This window comes from Leptolyngbya iicbica LK (genome assembly GCF_004212215.1).
Classification (GTDB): Bacteria; Cyanobacteriota; Cyanobacteriia; order Phormidesmidales; family Phormidesmidaceae; genus Halomicronema; species Halomicronema iicbica.
Genome location: NZ_QVFV01000001.1, coordinates 1,296,764 through 1,311,217, shown reverse-complemented (window position 1 = coordinate 1,311,217; position 14,454 = coordinate 1,296,764). Strand labels below are relative to the sequence as shown.

General features: G+C 55.7%; 11 protein-coding genes. 7 read left to right on the top strand and 4 right to left on the bottom strand.

What is annotated here, in order from left to right; translation table 11 throughout:
* Positions 1-36 precede the first annotated feature (36 nt).
* The 3 genes from DYY88_RS05495 to DYY88_RS05485 all read right to left on the bottom strand — a co-directional run bounded on the left by DYY88_RS05495 (position 37) and on the right by DYY88_RS05485 (position 6,657).
* Entirely contained in the window at positions 37-3,588 is a 3,552-nt protein-coding gene (locus tag DYY88_RS05495) for a WD40 domain-containing protein (RefSeq protein WP_160299515.1), read from the bottom strand.
* An 18-nt stretch (positions 3,589-3,606) separates the two neighbouring features.
* Positions 3,607-5,214 (bottom strand): AAA-like domain-containing protein, encoded by a 1,608-nt coding sequence (locus DYY88_RS05490; RefSeq protein WP_039729499.1) that lies wholly within the window; start codon positions 5,212-5,214, stop codon positions 3,607-3,609.
* 345 nt (positions 5,215-5,559) lie between these two features.
* A complete protein-coding gene (locus DYY88_RS05485; protein WP_130199327.1) occupies positions 5,560-6,657 on the bottom strand; it encodes a pentapeptide repeat-containing protein in 1,098 nt (365 codons plus the stop codon).
* 241 nt (positions 6,658-6,898) lie between these two features.
* Here DYY88_RS05485 and DYY88_RS05480 point away from each other — a divergent pair, with 241 nt between their 5' ends.
* From DYY88_RS05480 to rnc, 7 genes are all read left to right on the top strand, one after another.
* Entirely contained in the window at positions 6,899-7,333 is a 435-nt protein-coding gene (locus DYY88_RS05480; protein WP_039725910.1) for a secondary thiamine-phosphate synthase enzyme YjbQ, read from the top strand.
* Between the two features lie 4 nt (positions 7,334-7,337).
* Positions 7,338-8,276 (top strand): GTPase Era, encoded by a 939-nt coding sequence (gene era / locus DYY88_RS05475; RefSeq protein ID WP_039725909.1) that lies wholly within the window; start codon positions 7,338-7,340, stop codon positions 8,274-8,276.
* Between the two features lie 129 nt (positions 8,277-8,405).
* Entirely contained in the window at positions 8,406-8,888 is a 483-nt protein-coding gene (locus DYY88_RS05470) for an ABA4-like family protein (protein ID WP_039725908.1), read from the top strand.
* A gap of 75 nt (positions 8,889-8,963) precedes the next feature.
* Positions 8,964-10,652, top strand: a complete 1,689-nt coding sequence (locus DYY88_RS05465) for an ABC transporter substrate-binding protein (RefSeq protein WP_044151077.1) — start codon at positions 8,964-8,966, stop codon at positions 10,650-10,652.
* Positions 10,653-10,923: 271 nt separating this feature from the next.
* Positions 10,924-11,541 (top strand): TetR/AcrR family transcriptional regulator, encoded by a 618-nt coding sequence (locus DYY88_RS05460; RefSeq protein WP_039725907.1) that lies wholly within the window; start codon positions 10,924-10,926, stop codon positions 11,539-11,541.
* Between the two features lie 63 nt (positions 11,542-11,604).
* Complete coding sequence (locus tag DYY88_RS05455) at positions 11,605-12,414, top strand: Uma2 family endonuclease (RefSeq protein WP_044151076.1); 810 nt, start codon at positions 11,605-11,607, stop codon at positions 12,412-12,414.
* Between the two features lie 10 nt (positions 12,415-12,424).
* Complete coding sequence (rnc, locus tag DYY88_RS05450) at positions 12,425-13,096, top strand: ribonuclease III (protein WP_039725904.1); 672 nt, start codon at positions 12,425-12,427, stop codon at positions 13,094-13,096.
* 14 nt (positions 13,097-13,110) lie between these two features.
* On the opposite strand, the gene DYY88_RS05445 is transcribed toward rnc, so the two are convergent.
* Positions 13,111-14,358 (bottom strand): amidohydrolase family protein, encoded by a 1,248-nt coding sequence (locus tag DYY88_RS05445; RefSeq protein ID WP_052288277.1) that lies wholly within the window; start codon positions 14,356-14,358, stop codon positions 13,111-13,113.
* Positions 14,359-14,454 lie beyond the last annotated feature (96 nt).

The following is a 14,454-nucleotide window of genomic DNA, read 5'->3' as shown; positions in this document are numbered from 1 at the left end:
AATCGCCAAGCAACTTGTGGCCGCATCTCGATCAAGTTAGCGATCGCAGAGCTGCCGATCGTCGTCACTTAGGCCAGCATTGGTTTGTAAGTAATCGGCGACCCAGCGACAGGCATAATCGACTGGGTCAAGCGTCATGATGGCGGGCAAATCCCAGCGGATGACTGTGTTGTCATTGCTGGCGGAAAACAGGTACTGGCCGTCGGGACTAAAGGCAAGCCGCAGGACTTTAGCCGTATGGCGATCGAGGGTGGTGTGTAACGTGCCGTCAGCGCCCCACAATTTAATGGTGTTGTCGGCGCTGCCAGTGGCTAGATACAAATCATTGAGCACCGTCAGGGACGACTCCGGGGCAAAAGTGACATCCCAAACGACATCGGTGTGGCCGGTGAGGACCTGTAGCGTTTCGCCAGTGGTGGCATCCCAGAGGCGTGCGGTGCGATCGTCACTGGCAGAAGCTAGCACTTGTCCATCAGCTTGAAACTCCAAGTCATTTAACGGGCCGATGTGGCCTGACAGGTTAAGGATGGGGCTGTCTTCCTCCATGGCAATTAAGCGAATGGGTTCCCCATCGCCAATGGCTAACTGGGTGCCCTGAGGCTGCCAAGCGATACTACTGTTGAGTCGGCTTTGGGTCGGAATTGCTGATATTTGAGTGCCATCGAGTTGAAAGCGGCGGACAACTTGGTCGTCGCCGCTGATGGCAAATTCTGCTGCGGTGGGATGAAAGGCAATGAGCCCCCCGAGACGGGTGTCGCCGGTAATGGTGCGAATGGGCGTGCCGTCGGCTTGCCACAGGCGGACGGTGCCGTCGAAGCTGGATGAAGCGAATTGGCTGCCATCGGGACTGAAGGCGAGATAAATGATGGGGGCGCGATGCCCGGAAAAGACCTTGAGCGATGTGCCGTCGGGTTGCCAGAGTTGAATCTGACCATCAGTGCCCGCCGACGCGATCGTTTGCCCGTCTGGACTGACCGCGATCGCAATCACGGCCGCTGCGTGGGTTTTCACAACACTGTAGAGCGGCGATTCCAGCTGCCACACAATGGGTGCCGGATCATCAATGCGGCCAGACGTCACCAAGGTCTGCCCATCTGGGCTAAAGTCCAGCGATCGCCCCACCTCAACCATGCCCGGATAAGCCCGCCCCGGCTCGCCATTGAGCGGCCAAAACCGCAATTCATCATCTTCGCTAGTGGAAGCGAGCTGCTGCCCGTCGGGACTAAAATCCAGACTCGTGACTTGGGCTTGGTGACCTTCAAAGGTGGTGAGGAGTTGCCCCGATAAATCCCAAAGTTTGAGCGTTTTGTCGGTGCTACCCGAGGCCAAGCGGCCACCATCGGGCGAAAATTGCACATCGGTCACGGTCGCGGCATGGCCCGTTACCGTTTGGCTGAGACTGCCATCGTCTGGATTCCACAGTTTGATGGTGGCATCAGCGCTGCCCGAGGCCAATCGCTGACCATCAGGACTAAAGGCAAGACCGCGTACCATCGCCCGATGTCCGGTCAGGGTGTGCAAGAGGGTGCCATCGTCTGGATTCCACAGTTTGATGGTTTTGTCCGTGCTGCCTGAGGCGACTTGGGTGCCATCAGGACTAAAGACGAGCTTGGTAATCAACCCCTGGTGGGCCATAATGGCTGCCCGTTGCTCGCCAGTTTCGACATCCCACAGGTAAAGGGTGCCGGCACTGCCCGCTACAAGTAATTGCCCATCGGGGCTAAAGGCGATCGCCCGGATGCCCTGGGCATCACTCTCCAGGGTTTGCAACAAGGCGCCATCGGGTGCCCACAGCTTCACCGTGCCATCCAGACTGGCCGATGCAATGCGATCGCCTTGGGGACTGTAAGCCACCTCGCGCACTTCGCCGGTGTGTCCCGCCAGGCGATTGCGTTCATTCACGCCCAGGATGATGGTGTACAGCGTGTCCTCAATGTCCTGGGCTAACTCGGCGTTGGGCTGGGCAAGGGCAGTAAGTTGACGTTGTGCCCGCAGTGCCTGCAACAGCGCATCCAGCCGCTGATTTGAGTCAAACCAGCCTCTGGCTGACGCCAGCAAGGCTTTAATTTCGCTCTGGCGGGCAATTTGTTCATTCTGGCTGGCCCGCTGTGACTCCACAAAAGCCGCAAACCCCAGCCCTGTGGATAGTACGAACCCCGTTGTAATGGCTCCCAATAGCCACCGTTGCAGCCGCATATTGCGCCGCGACTGGTGCAGTTGGGCCGCGATCGCCTGACTGCGGTCAGCTTCTAACGCCATTTGCACTTCGCGGCGATCGCTCTCTGCCGACTCGGCCAAAAACTGGTAGTCTTCATCGCTGAGACGTTTGCTATGGGCCCACTGCTGGGCATCTCTCAAGGCTTGGCCCCGCAACAGTCGCGAGGCATCTTGGCGATCAGCCGCTAACCAGGCCGTCAACGCCTGAGAATAAGGGCGCAAATGTTCCAGGTGATCCGCTGTCCAACTTTCGTTAAACACCGCTTGATAAATCGGGTTTTTGATCTGTAAGATATCGCCCGCTTTTTTCACCAGACCCGACAGTTGCAGTTCGATCGCCTCCTCCGAGTCGTCGGTCGGCACTGGCCCCTGTCGCAATATCTGCTGATACAGACCCAATAGGCGACCGGTGCGGTGAGGATGTCGCAGCAAGCGATCGCGAATCGTCCGTAAATGCTCTGGTTCGTCCTGCGATTCCCACTGATGCAACACGCGATCGCGGACAAACTGCTGAACCCAGGCCGCTTCCTTACCGGCTGACACCAAAATCGGGGTGCCCTGCTCATGGGCGAGTTGCCAAATCAGCGCGCACAGCTTGTGGGTCAGAAATGGTTGTCCCCCCGTCCAATACAGAATCTCTTGCAATACGACGGGGGCTTGGGCGATCGTGTCGCGCAGGCCCACCAGCAAGGGCTCACACTCATGCGGTTGGAAACCATTGAGCGCGATCGCCTGCCCAATGTTGAAGGGGGTGCGCTGGCGATCGCGAATCAAATCGCTGGGGGTGGCCACTCCAAAAATGCCAAATGTGAGGCGTCGGTAGGCCGGATTGACTGCCCGCTGGTTGTAACAATAGCGAATCAGCGCAAAGAAATCATCCAGCGAAAATTCCAGTCCCAAAATGCTGTCGATTTCGTCGATCAAAATCACAAACTCGTCTTCGGGATGTTGCTCTAGTAGCACTTCCTCAAAAAATCGCTGGAGCTTTTGCACCGGGGGCAGTTCGCCCTGATCTTGCCACCATTTTTTGTAATGTCCCTGACTAAAGAGCCCAAGGCCCCGCCACAGGTCGGCCACGAGGCCCCGATACCACTGACTGGCCGTTACCTGTTGGCTGCCCAAGCTGGTAATATCCACCGTGGCGCACCGACAGCCCGCGAGCTCTAACTTGCGGAGGGTTTGCACCAGCAACGAAGATTTGCCCATTTGGCGGCTGTTGAGCACATAACAAAATTCCGCTGCCTGCAGGGCGGTCGTTAACTGGGTGTCGGCCTGCCGGGTGACGTAACTTGGCAGTGCGGGCCGCAAACTGCCCCCCACTTGATAGGGCATCTCCGGTGATTCGGTAAACGGAGTCACAAAGGAGGCCATGGCCATCCCCCCAGAAAACTACAGGAGCGAGATGATGGTGACGCGATCGCGCCCTAAGCGTTTGGACTCGTACAGGACGCGATCGGCGGCTTCAATCAGCTGCCGAGTGCTTTGATTCGTTGGGGTGGAGGCCACGGCGCCCCCAATACTGATGGTGACGGGTGGCATCTCGCCTTGGGCGGTTTGCAGACTGATTTGCGATCGCAGCGTTTCAGCCCGTTTTTCGGCAGTGAGCAGATCAGTGCGGGGCAAAATAACGGCAAACTCTTCGCCCCCAAAGCGGGCTACAAAGTCTGGTGCAGTGCCCATCTGAGCCTGCAAAATGCTGGCGACCTGTCGCAAACATTGGTCACCGGCCAAATGCCCATAATTGTCGTTATAGGCTTTGAAATAATCAATGTCGCACATCATCAAGGTCAGGGGCTCCTGAGTTTGGCTCATGCGTTGCCAGGCAATCTGGAGCCGGATGTCAAACGCCAGCCGGTTGGGAATTTGAGTCAGGGCGTCGGTGTGAGCCAGTTGTTTCAGCCGTTGATTTTCTTGTTGTAATTGGATGGGCGCAGGTGCCTCGGGTCCTGCCAACTCGGCGACCAAAAACCGCTTAAACAGCTCACACGACAACCGATAGCGATCGCCGTCGTAATGGACCAAGCCCACATTCTCAAGCTGGTAAGCCAGGTGCAGCGGCAATTTGAGCCCATGGGGGGCTTTGACTAACTGCTGTAGCGTGTCGATCAAATCGGGTTGATGCCGCACCGATGCATAACCGCGACGCAAATACTCTCCCCAGACGCCGCTGGGCTGCATGGCCTGATTGAGCAGATCCTGGGGATCAGCCGCTGTGTCGGGAACTTGAGCCAGGACCGCATGGGTCAGATACGGATGGCCACCGACCAGTGACATGAGCTCGTCGATAAAGGGGACGTACGCCTCCCCCAATTGCTGTGGGACTTGATAACGTGCCGCTAGCTCTTGTACTTGGGCGGTGGTAAAAGGGGGCAGCTTTAGTTGTTGCCCGACGTTAAAGGGCGATTGCTCTAACTGGAGGGGCACATACACTTCAGTGCAGTAGGCCAAGACAAGTCGCAAGTTTTGCCAGACGGGCGATCGCTGGCCTTGCTCATGCCAAAACCGCAATAGTGAAAGAAAGTCACCGGCGACCTCTTCATGCTCAAAGACCCGGTTGATTTCATTAATTACCAACACCAGCGGAGTGTCTAGTCGCCGCAGCAGATGGTTTTCAAAATAGAGGGTGCAGCTCACTTTGCTGCCGATCTCTTCATCCCACCAGTCATCGAGGTTTGGTGCGATACCCAATTGCCGCGCGGTTAAATGACAAAACCAGCGCAGCAACGTATCCAAGCTGGCGAAACAGGTTTTTTCAGCTTGCAAAAAGTCAATCTTGCCGGTTTTAGCGCCTTGCTGATGGGCCTGCTCAATCACCCGCATCAATAAAGAGCTTTTGCCCATTTGTTTAGGGGCTTTGATGCGCAGCAGGCTGCCAGGGCGAGCGATCGCGGCGTAGGCAAACGTTTCGACCGGGGGCCGCTCAATGTAAAAGGCCGAATCAAGACTTAATGGCCCCGTGGGTCCAGTTTCTAGAAAAGTAGCAGGGGGTGGATGCACAGGCAGCTTTACCGAAAACAATTCGCCGACCAAGCACGCAGTTTACATTTAGCGCCAGCTTCGGTGCTTACTCATTCTCCTGCCCCAGCTTGGTAGAAAAGAGTCTGGTTCCCATGCCTCAGAGTGAGGAAAATCGCGAGGGATGGGGGCCTAAGTTCTGTTCTGACAGCGGTGCATAAGTGATGACGCTAAACAGATGCAGCACGCAAGTGCTTGATCACTAACTTAAATATGCACACAGTCGGATTGAATGTACACAAAATTGGGCTGAAATGTTCCCAGAACCCAGCGCAAACATCCTCGCTTCGGGTTTTTGCGTCAGTCCGGGCGTCCGAAACCTGTCGATCAGGGCGCATACAGATTGCCATCAGGCATCACTGCATCAATTAAACAAGCGTCTTTCAGATTGGCTTTCCAGACATTCGCTTGGGATAAGTCAGCGCCGGTCAGGTTGGCCCCCTGCAAGTTAGTCTCCGATAAGTTCGCCATCTTCAAGTCCGCAAACCGAAAGTTGGCTCCCTGTAGATCGGCCTTGCGCATGATGGCTTCACGCAAATCGGCATTTTCGCAATTGGCTCGGGTCAGCTTGGCCTGGTGCAAATTGGCCCCAATCAGATTGGCCCCGATCAGAGTCGTGCCCTCTAAGCAAGCCCGACTGAGATTCGCCATACAGAGATTGGTCAGGCTGAGGTTGGCGATGGTGAGATTGGCCCCGTGCAGAGCGACCCCAATCATGTTGGCAGCGCTGCAAATGGCTGCACTTAGATCAACTTCGTGCATGAGGGCGTCTTGTAACGTGGCCATGGCAAAGTTCGCCTCGCGCAAGTCAGCCTGATTAAGGGTGGCGCTGGATAAGTTACAGCGACTGAGATCGGCGGTGTAAAGGGCGGCGCTGCTGAGGTCAGCCCAGGACAGATCCGCCTCTGAAAATTGCACCATACAGGCATCGGCTTGGTTGAGGGAAGCGTGGCGCAAGTCGGCGTGCCGCAATTGAGCTTCGCGCAATATGCTGCGGGTCAGGTCGGCATGGGTCAGGTTGGCCGAATTGAGCGTGGCGGCCCGGAGCGTGGCATCGTGTAGCGAGGCTTCGCGCAGATCAGCGCCGCTGAGGTTGGCATAGCTGAGATTGGCATAGCTCAGATTGGCAGTGTAAAAGAGCGTTTCGCGCAGATCGGCGTGACTTAAATCCGCCTGACGCAAATCCGCCATGCAGCAGTCAACTGTGGAAAAGTTAATGTTTTGCAGTTGGGCTTTTTTCAGGGAGGCTTCGCGTAGATTGATCCGCTCTGGCGTGGCGTCGGCGATCGCTGTCTGAGCCGTGTGCGATCGCCACGCATTCCAAGCCTGCACGCCGTGAGCCAACCGCCGCACCGATGCGGGTTGCGGCATTTGCGTCGAAGCGTGAAACAACGATAAATCAGGAACTGATAGAGATTGAGGCACAGGGATATTGCCGCTGATTAGAAGATTTTCGCCATTGGTTAAGGCAGCCTGGGGCGATAATTTCTAGTCTGCCCAAGCAAGATTAAGTTTTTCATCAACTGATGAGGAAAGGCACGGTGCTGCTAGCCAGCCACTGCCGCTGGGCGGCGACGATCGCTTTAGGGATCTGACTCGCGCGATCGCTCCATCTTGTCAGTTAACATGAATGTCTCATTGCTGCTGTTCACATTTATCAAGCGATATGCCTGCCACTGCGATCACGCACCACTATCAAAAGGTACTCGATCTTTCGACTCGGGGAAAATCGTTACAGCGCTTTACTCAGCAAGTGCAGGGCGTCGTTAGCGAGTCAGGCATTCAGTACGGTCTTTGTACGGTCTTCATTCGCCACACCTCGGCCAGCCTCATCATTCAAGAAAATGCCGATCCGGATGTGCTGGTCGATCTGGAAAATTTTCTCGCCAAGCTTGTACCCGATGGCTACCACTATGTTCACAGCGCCGAGGGGCCGGATGACATGCCCGCTCACATTCGGTCGGTGTTGACCAGCACGTCGGAGACGATTCCCATCGTGAATGGTCGTTTGGCCCTGGGCACCTGGCAAGGGATTTATTTGTGGGAGCATCGCGATCGCGGCCATCATCGCGAAGTCGTCGTTCACCTGATGGGGAGCTAAGCCCATGGTGGATAGTCTGGCTTTTTCGGCGATTCCTGCCGCTCCGGCGGATTTTCGCTCTGGCTTTGTGGGCATCGTCGGTCGCCCCAATGTGGGCAAATCGACCTTGATGAACTATTTGATCGGTCAAAAGGTGGCGATTACGTCGCCCGTGGCCCAAACGACCCGCAATCGCCTGCGGGGCATCTTGACGACGGAGCAGGCCCAAATCATCTTTGTCGACACGCCGGGGATTCATAAACCCCACCACGAACTCGGCAAAGTGCTGGTGCATAATGCGCGGATGGCGATCGCTTCCGTCGATCTGGTCCTCTTTGTGGTGGATGGTTCGGTGCCAGCGGGGCGGGGCGATCGCTTCATTGCCGAACTGCTCACCCAGCAGGAGACCCCCGTTTACTTGGGGATGAACAAAATTGACCTGCGCTCCACCGATGATGCCGAGGCGATTGTGAGCAGCTATCAAGCGATCGCCGATGAACATGGCTGGCCGCTGCTGGAATTTTCTGCCGTTACTGGAGATCAGGTCTCTGACTTACAGACCCGACTCATTCAAGCGTTGGAGCCTGGCCCCTACTACTATCCTCCTGATTTAGTCACCGACCAGCCGGAACGGTTCATTATGGGTGAGCTGATTCGCGAACAGGTGTTGTATCACACCCGCGAAGAGGTGCCCCACTCCGTCGCAGTTGCCATCGATCGCGTTGAGGAAGACGAAAAAATCACGCGCATTCTCGCCACCGTCCACGTTGAGCGGGATTCGCAAAAGGGCATTCTCATCGGCAAAAAAGGCAGCATGATGAAAGCGATCGGCTCCGGAGCCCGTGAGCAGATGCAGAAAGTCATCATGGGCAAGGTGTACCTGGAAATTTTCGTCAAGGTGCAACCCAAGTGGCGACAGTCGCGATCGCGCCTGGCAGAGCTGGGCTATCAGCGAGAAGAGTAGTTGCAGGCCAGAGGGGCTGGGGAGCAGGGGGGCTGCAGCGCGGGTGCCCAAGACCCCAAGGTGAGACGATTTCTCCCCATCGCCAGAGAAGTTTTCTACAGTGGGAGACGTAATTGATGCGCGATCGCTATGCTGATTCCCTCTGCGACTGACCTCGAAAATATTTTTCAAGTAGCCAATCTGTTTGTGTTGCCATTTTGGGCGCTGATGGTGTTGCTGCCTAACTGGTCGGTAACGCGCCGCCTGATGCAGTCCTACATTCCGTTTGCGGCATTGGCGAGTCTTTACGTCTATCTGTTCGTCACGCTCGACGGTGGCATTCTCGAAGCGTTTTCCGATCCCCAATTGGAACTTACTGGTCTGGCGGGCATGTTTGCCAACAGTCATGTGATGGCCCTGGGGTGGGTGCATTTTTTGGTGATGGATTTGTTTGTGGGACGGTGGATTTACCTGCAAGGGCAAGAAAACGGTATTTTCACCCGTCATTCCCTGGCTTTTTGCCTGTTTGCTGGCCCATTTGGTTTGTTAATTCACTTTTTCACGGCGGCGATTACCCAGCGCTTTTTTACCCCAGATGATGACGGCACATCCGCCGAACCGTCGGCGGTATGAGGTCTGATTGACAGGGGTTGCAAGACAAGGGTTAATAAAGCTCATTTGGATTCTCTAGCGGTTGGGGTTTGACCTATGGTGTCTTTGATTCAGTCTCGTTGGCGACAACTGGGTCGCGCTTGGTCGCGGCGACAGTGGCGATCGCTGGGCCGATTTAGCCTGTTGCTGAGCGTCTGTTTTGCCTTTGTGGTGGCTTGCACTAGCAGTCCCACGACTGAGACCGAGACCCCGGCTGAGTCGGCTGACGGAGCGGGGAGCGATCGCATCTCCATTGGCACCACGCTGACGGTGCGCACCCTGGACCCCGCTGATTCCTACGAGATTTTCCCCGGCATTTTGCTGCACAACCTGGGGGATCAGCTCTACGCTTACGAACCCGGCAGCACGGAACTCATTCCCCAGCTAGCAGCCGAAATGCCCACCATCAGCGAAGACGGTCTGACCTACGTCATTCCCCTGCGGGAAGATGTGGTCTTCCACGATGGCACCCCGTTCGACGCTGAGGCCATGGTCTTTTCGCTAGAGCGTTTCATGCAAAACGGGGGACGACCCGCCTTTCTGTTAGCCGATCGCATTGCGTCAGTCGAAGCCACTGGCGACTATGAAATCACCATCACCCTCAACTCCCCCTTCGCGGCTTTTACTGCCCTGCTCACCTTCTGGGGAGTGACTCCTGTGCCCTCGGAGTCCTATGAAATCGCGGAGGGCAGCTTTATTCCCGACAGCTTTATCGGCACGGGTCCGTACAAACTGGCGGCTTTTAATAGCGACTCCATCAAGCTGGATGTAAACGAAGACTATTGGGGTGAAAAGCCCGCCAACGGCGGTATCGACATTCAGATTTTCAGTAGTCCGGCGAACCTCTACAACACCTTTAAGACTGGCGGCATTGATGTCGCTTACCAAACCCTCGATCCGGAACAGATTGCCGATCTGGAGCGCACGGCGGATGAAGGCAATTGGCAGGTGATTGAAGCGGGCACCACCGTGGTCAACTACATGAGCCTGAACCAGAAAATTGCGCCGCTGGATGATGTGCGGGTGCGACAGGCGATCGCCGCCATGATCGATCGCAATCTGGTGAATGAGCGCGTGTTTCAAGGGCAAGCCGAACCGCTCTATAGCCTGATTCCCACCAGTTTTGATGTTTACGAACCCGTGCTGCAAGAAGCCTATGGCGATGGTGATTTTGAGCTTGCCGAACAACTTTTGCGGGAAGCCGGCTTTTCAGAAGAGAACCCGTTCAACTTCGAAATTTGGTATCCCTCCGCTTCCACCACTCGCAGCGTCGTCGCCAACACGCTGAAAGAATCCTTTGAGACGGGCTTGCCAGGGTTGGTCACGGTGACCGTGCAAACTGCGGAAAGCGCCACTCTTTGGGGCAACGTTGACAAAGGTGTGTATCCCTCTGTCTTAGCGAATTGGTATCCCGACTACTATGACGTCGATACCTTTGTGCAGCCCTTTTTGAGCTGTGAAAAAGGCTCGGCAGCCACCCTCTGCGAAGAAGGGGCGAGCCAGGGCAACGGCTCGTTTTACTACAGTGAGCGGGCGAATGAATTGGTAAGTGCCCAACAGTCGGAGCAAGATCCGGAGGCTCGTAAGGCCATCATCAAAGACATTCAAGCGCTGTTACAAGCAGACGTGCCTTACATTCCGCTTTGGCAAAATAAAGACTACGTCTTTGCCCATGACGGTATCGAGGGCGTCGCGATTCAACCGACTCAACAATTCTTGATGTGGCAAATTAGCAGAGGTAGCTAACGGCAATCTTGTGTGCCTGTTAGTTTAAACAGTGGATTGATTGACTCTCCGTTTCAAGGGCGGCATGGGGGCTGCTGAAGCGGAGAGTCAGTCACTGCAAGAGCGTTCTGGCAAACTCACTGCTAGCGCGATCGCCCAATGTCGAGTGATGTGAATATGACGGATGCTCGACGACACGAAGGTGCATGTTCGTAAACTGAGAGAGCAAACCTGTCTGATATGGTTGGACAGCGACTAAGATCAACGCACACCCATAGGTGGTTGCTAGGCCATGACCCTTGCTTTGACTAAAACGGATAAAGCGACCCAAATTTTGAACGGGGCGTTGCAGGAATTTCTGGCGCATGGGTACGCGGGCACGAGCATGGATCGTGTTGCGGCCACTGCTGGCGTTTCCAAGCCTACGGTCTATAACCACTTTCAAGATAAAGAAGGCTTGTTTCGAGCACTGGTGCAAAAAATTGCGCGAGAACGGTTTCAAATCAAATTCAAGGCCGAAATTCTCAGTGGCCCCCTGGAAGAATCGTTGCCTCGGCTGCTGGCTTCGATGGTCAATACGATCTCCGACGACGATGATTATCAGGACTTTGTGCGACTGGTGATTGGCGAGTCGGGGCGGTTTCCTGAACTGTCGAGAACCTTTGTGACCTATCTGGTGCGGCCGGGTTTGCAACAGATGCAAGATTATCTCGAGCAGCATCCCGAATTTGGCTTTGCGGACTCGCAAGCGATCGCCCAAATCATTCTCGGCTCGGCGGTTTACATGTGCCTGACGCAATATATTTTGCATGGCCACGACATCATGCCCCTCAGCAAAGAAAATTACATCGAGGCCATGACCCGGCTGATGCTCAACTCGGCGCTCTCTGAGGCCATCCAGCGCCCATGATGAGAGTGAGTGCCTAACCGATGCCTCTTAGAATGGAGACATCACCACTCCCACTAGCTGCCCATGGATTCGGTTAAAGGTTCCTTCATTCCGGCGTTAGCGTCTGCCCCTCCTCGAGAGACGCTACCGACCATGTATGATTTGCCCAGCGAATTTCCTGAGGAGCCAGGCTTGCCAGACGAGTTTCATGATTTGCAGCCGCAGTTACTCAGCCGCACCCTGAGACTGACTGCCTACAGTCAAGAGAATTGGTTTACGGGCACTGACCTGAATGTGTACTACGACCCGACCCATGTGCTCTGGCATAAGCGCCCTGACTGGTTTTTAGCGCTCAATGTCCCCCGCTTGTACAACGGTGACGACTTGCGGATGAGTTACGTCGTGTGGCAAGAGCAACAGCCGCCCCACGTCATCGTCGAGTTTTTGTCGCCAAAGACCGAACGGGAGGATTTAGGGCGGTTTTATCGCGCTCAAGATCGCGTGATTGATCCCCGCGCGGATCAATTTCCACCGCCGTTGGCTCCGGTAAATACGCCACCGAGTAAGGTCGAGGTGTATGAGCAGTACTTGGGCGTCAAGCATTACATTGTCTACAGCCGCTACACTCGGCGTTTACGCTACTTTCAGTTGGTATCGGGCCGTTTTCAAGAACAGACTTTGCAGGCGGAGAATCCGCGCATTTGGTTAGCGGATTTAGACATTGGCCTGGGGATCTGGCAGGGAAATTTTGAGGGCGTGCCGAGTGCTTGGTTGCGCTGGTGCGATCGCGCCGGCAATTGGTTTTTGACGGATACAGAGGCGGCTCAACAACGAGCCGAACGCTTGGCGGAACGATTGCGATCGCTGGGCATCGACCCGGATGACATTGACTAGGACAAAAGCAATGGCGAGTCTGCCATCATTTCAGAATGCGATGTTGTTGACCCAGGCGATGACTCACAAGTCTTACGCGCGAGAAAATCCCGATGCGGGGGGCGATAACGAGCGGCTGGAGTTTTTGGGTGATGCCATTCTCACCTTTCTCTGTGGGGAATTTTTGTTTGCCCGCTATCCCGACAAGTCTGAGGGAGAACTGACGCCCCTGCGGGCTTCGCTGGTGGATGCCACACAACTCGGCAAGTTTGCCCAGCACCTCTCGCTGCAAATCCACCTACGGCTAGGCAAAGGCGTGGAAGGCAGTGGCGGGCGCACCAATGCCCGCTTGCTAAGTAGTGCCTTTGAGGCGTTGGTCGGGGCGTACTTTTTGGATCAGCGATCGCAGATTGCGCCCGTGCGCGCGTTTGTGTTTCCGCTATTTGAGGCCGTGGTGGATGATTTGGCCGATCCCACCCGCAACATCAATGAGAAGAGCGCGCTGCAGGAATGGTCTCTGGGGCGAACTGGCGATATTCCCATCTATGAGATTGTGGAAGAGTCGGGGCCAGACCACGCGAAAGAGTTCACCGCTGTTGTGAGCATTCGCGATACGGTCTATGGTCAGGGGCAAGGACGGCGCAAACAGGACGCAGAGAAAGCCGCTGCCCGGAATGCTCTCCGAGATTTAGGCTTGTTATAAATTGTCTGTCCTGGTTACCCGACTGCTGCCGCTGCCCAAAAGGTCTGAGACTGGAGCTGGGTTTGGGCGACGATTGTGCCCGCTTTGAAAACGGTGCGGCTGGGGGGGGCCGTGGCGATCGCTTCCGAGGCTGAGGTTGCGCCGAGCAACACTAAATCTGCGGCACAGCCGGGTTCTACCCCATAGTTGTCAATCCCGATCGCGCGGGCTCCCTGCTGCGTCACCCAGTCCAGACAGACCTCGTGCTGTGCCGTGGTGCCCAATTGCAAGACGTTGGCTAGCAAGGTCGCGATTTTCAGCACGTCGCCATCGCCAAAGGGCGTAAACAGGTTTTGAATATTGTTGGTGGCGGTGCCGACGGTCACGCCCCACTCGGCGAGCTGGTGCAGGGGTGCGACGCCGCGACGGACGTTGTAAGTGTCTTGGCGCGACATCATATAAAGATCCGAAGCGGGGAGAGCCAGTACCGCAATGCCCGCCGCTTGTAGCTCCGCCGCGATCGCTCTCAACCGTTTTGGCGGTAGCCCCGCGAGCTTGGTCATATGCCCCAAACAGACGCGGCCTTGCCACTGGCGCTTGCGGGTTTCGGCAATCACTAGGGGCAGCTGCAACGGTTCATCGTTGTCCAAAAAATCGAGGTGAAAGTCAACGTCGCAGTCAAACTCTTCGGCAATGTCAAAGATAATCTCAATATTGCGCTGGGGATCGGGATCGACGTAGGGAGCTGACCCAATCACGTCGCCGCCCATTGCCATTGCCTCTCGCAATAGCGCTGCCGTGCCGGGTTGGTTGGTGATGCCCTCTTGGGCAAACACGGCTAATTGCAGGGTGATGCCCGCTTGATATTCGTTTTTCAACGGCAGCAGGGCTTCCATGGATTTCAGCCCTAAAATCGGGTCCACCTCGACGTGACTACGCATGGCCGTGATGCCAAAGGCGATCGCCTGCTCTAGCACCGTGCGCGATCGCTGTTGAATATCTTCAAGCGTGTATTGCTGCTTGAGTCGCAATGTGGTTGCTAACGCCTCCGCAAAATCGCCCGCTTGGGCGGGTGCTTGTTTCAACAAAAATGCTTTGTCTAAATGGATATGGCCATCGACTAAACCGGGAATGAGCAGTTGGCCTTGGGCGTCGAGGGTGTGGTGTGCCGCCACCTGCAGCGTTGGTTGGACGGCGGCAATCTTGCCATCTTGCAACGCGATCGCCCATCGTCCGGGCTGTCCGACGAGCGTAGCATTCTCAATGACATAATCCATCATCATGCAAGGTTCCTTCGTTGGTCGCTGACGGTTGGGCTCCTGGGGTTAACTATTGTCCCAATTGGGGCCTGACCAGCCCTCCCCCTGCTCAGAATACAC

Coding starts and splice junctions, on each gene's coding strand:
- DYY88_RS05495 (WP_160299515.1), bottom strand. CDS start 3,588: ATGGCCTCCTTTGTGACTCCGTTTACCGAATCACCGGAGATGCCCTAT.
- DYY88_RS05445 (WP_052288277.1), bottom strand. CDS start 14,358: ATGATGATGGATTATGTCATTGAGAATGCTACGCTCGTCGGACAGCCC.
- DYY88_RS05480 (WP_039725910.1), top strand. CDS start 6,899: ATGCCTGCCACTGCGATCACGCACCACTATCAAAAGGTACTCGATCTT.
- rnc (WP_039725904.1), top strand. CDS start 12,425: ATGGCGAGTCTGCCATCATTTCAGAATGCGATGTTGTTGACCCAGGCG.
- era (WP_039725909.1), top strand. CDS start 7,338: ATGGTGGATAGTCTGGCTTTTTCGGCGATTCCTGCCGCTCCGGCGGAT.
- DYY88_RS05470 (WP_039725908.1), top strand. CDS start 8,406: ATGCTGATTCCCTCTGCGACTGACCTCGAAAATATTTTTCAAGTAGCC.
- DYY88_RS05465 (WP_044151077.1), top strand. CDS start 8,964: ATGGTGTCTTTGATTCAGTCTCGTTGGCGACAACTGGGTCGCGCTTGG.
- DYY88_RS05460 (WP_039725907.1), top strand. CDS start 10,924: ATGACCCTTGCTTTGACTAAAACGGATAAAGCGACCCAAATTTTGAAC.
- DYY88_RS05455 (WP_044151076.1), top strand. CDS start 11,605: ATGGATTCGGTTAAAGGTTCCTTCATTCCGGCGTTAGCGTCTGCCCCT.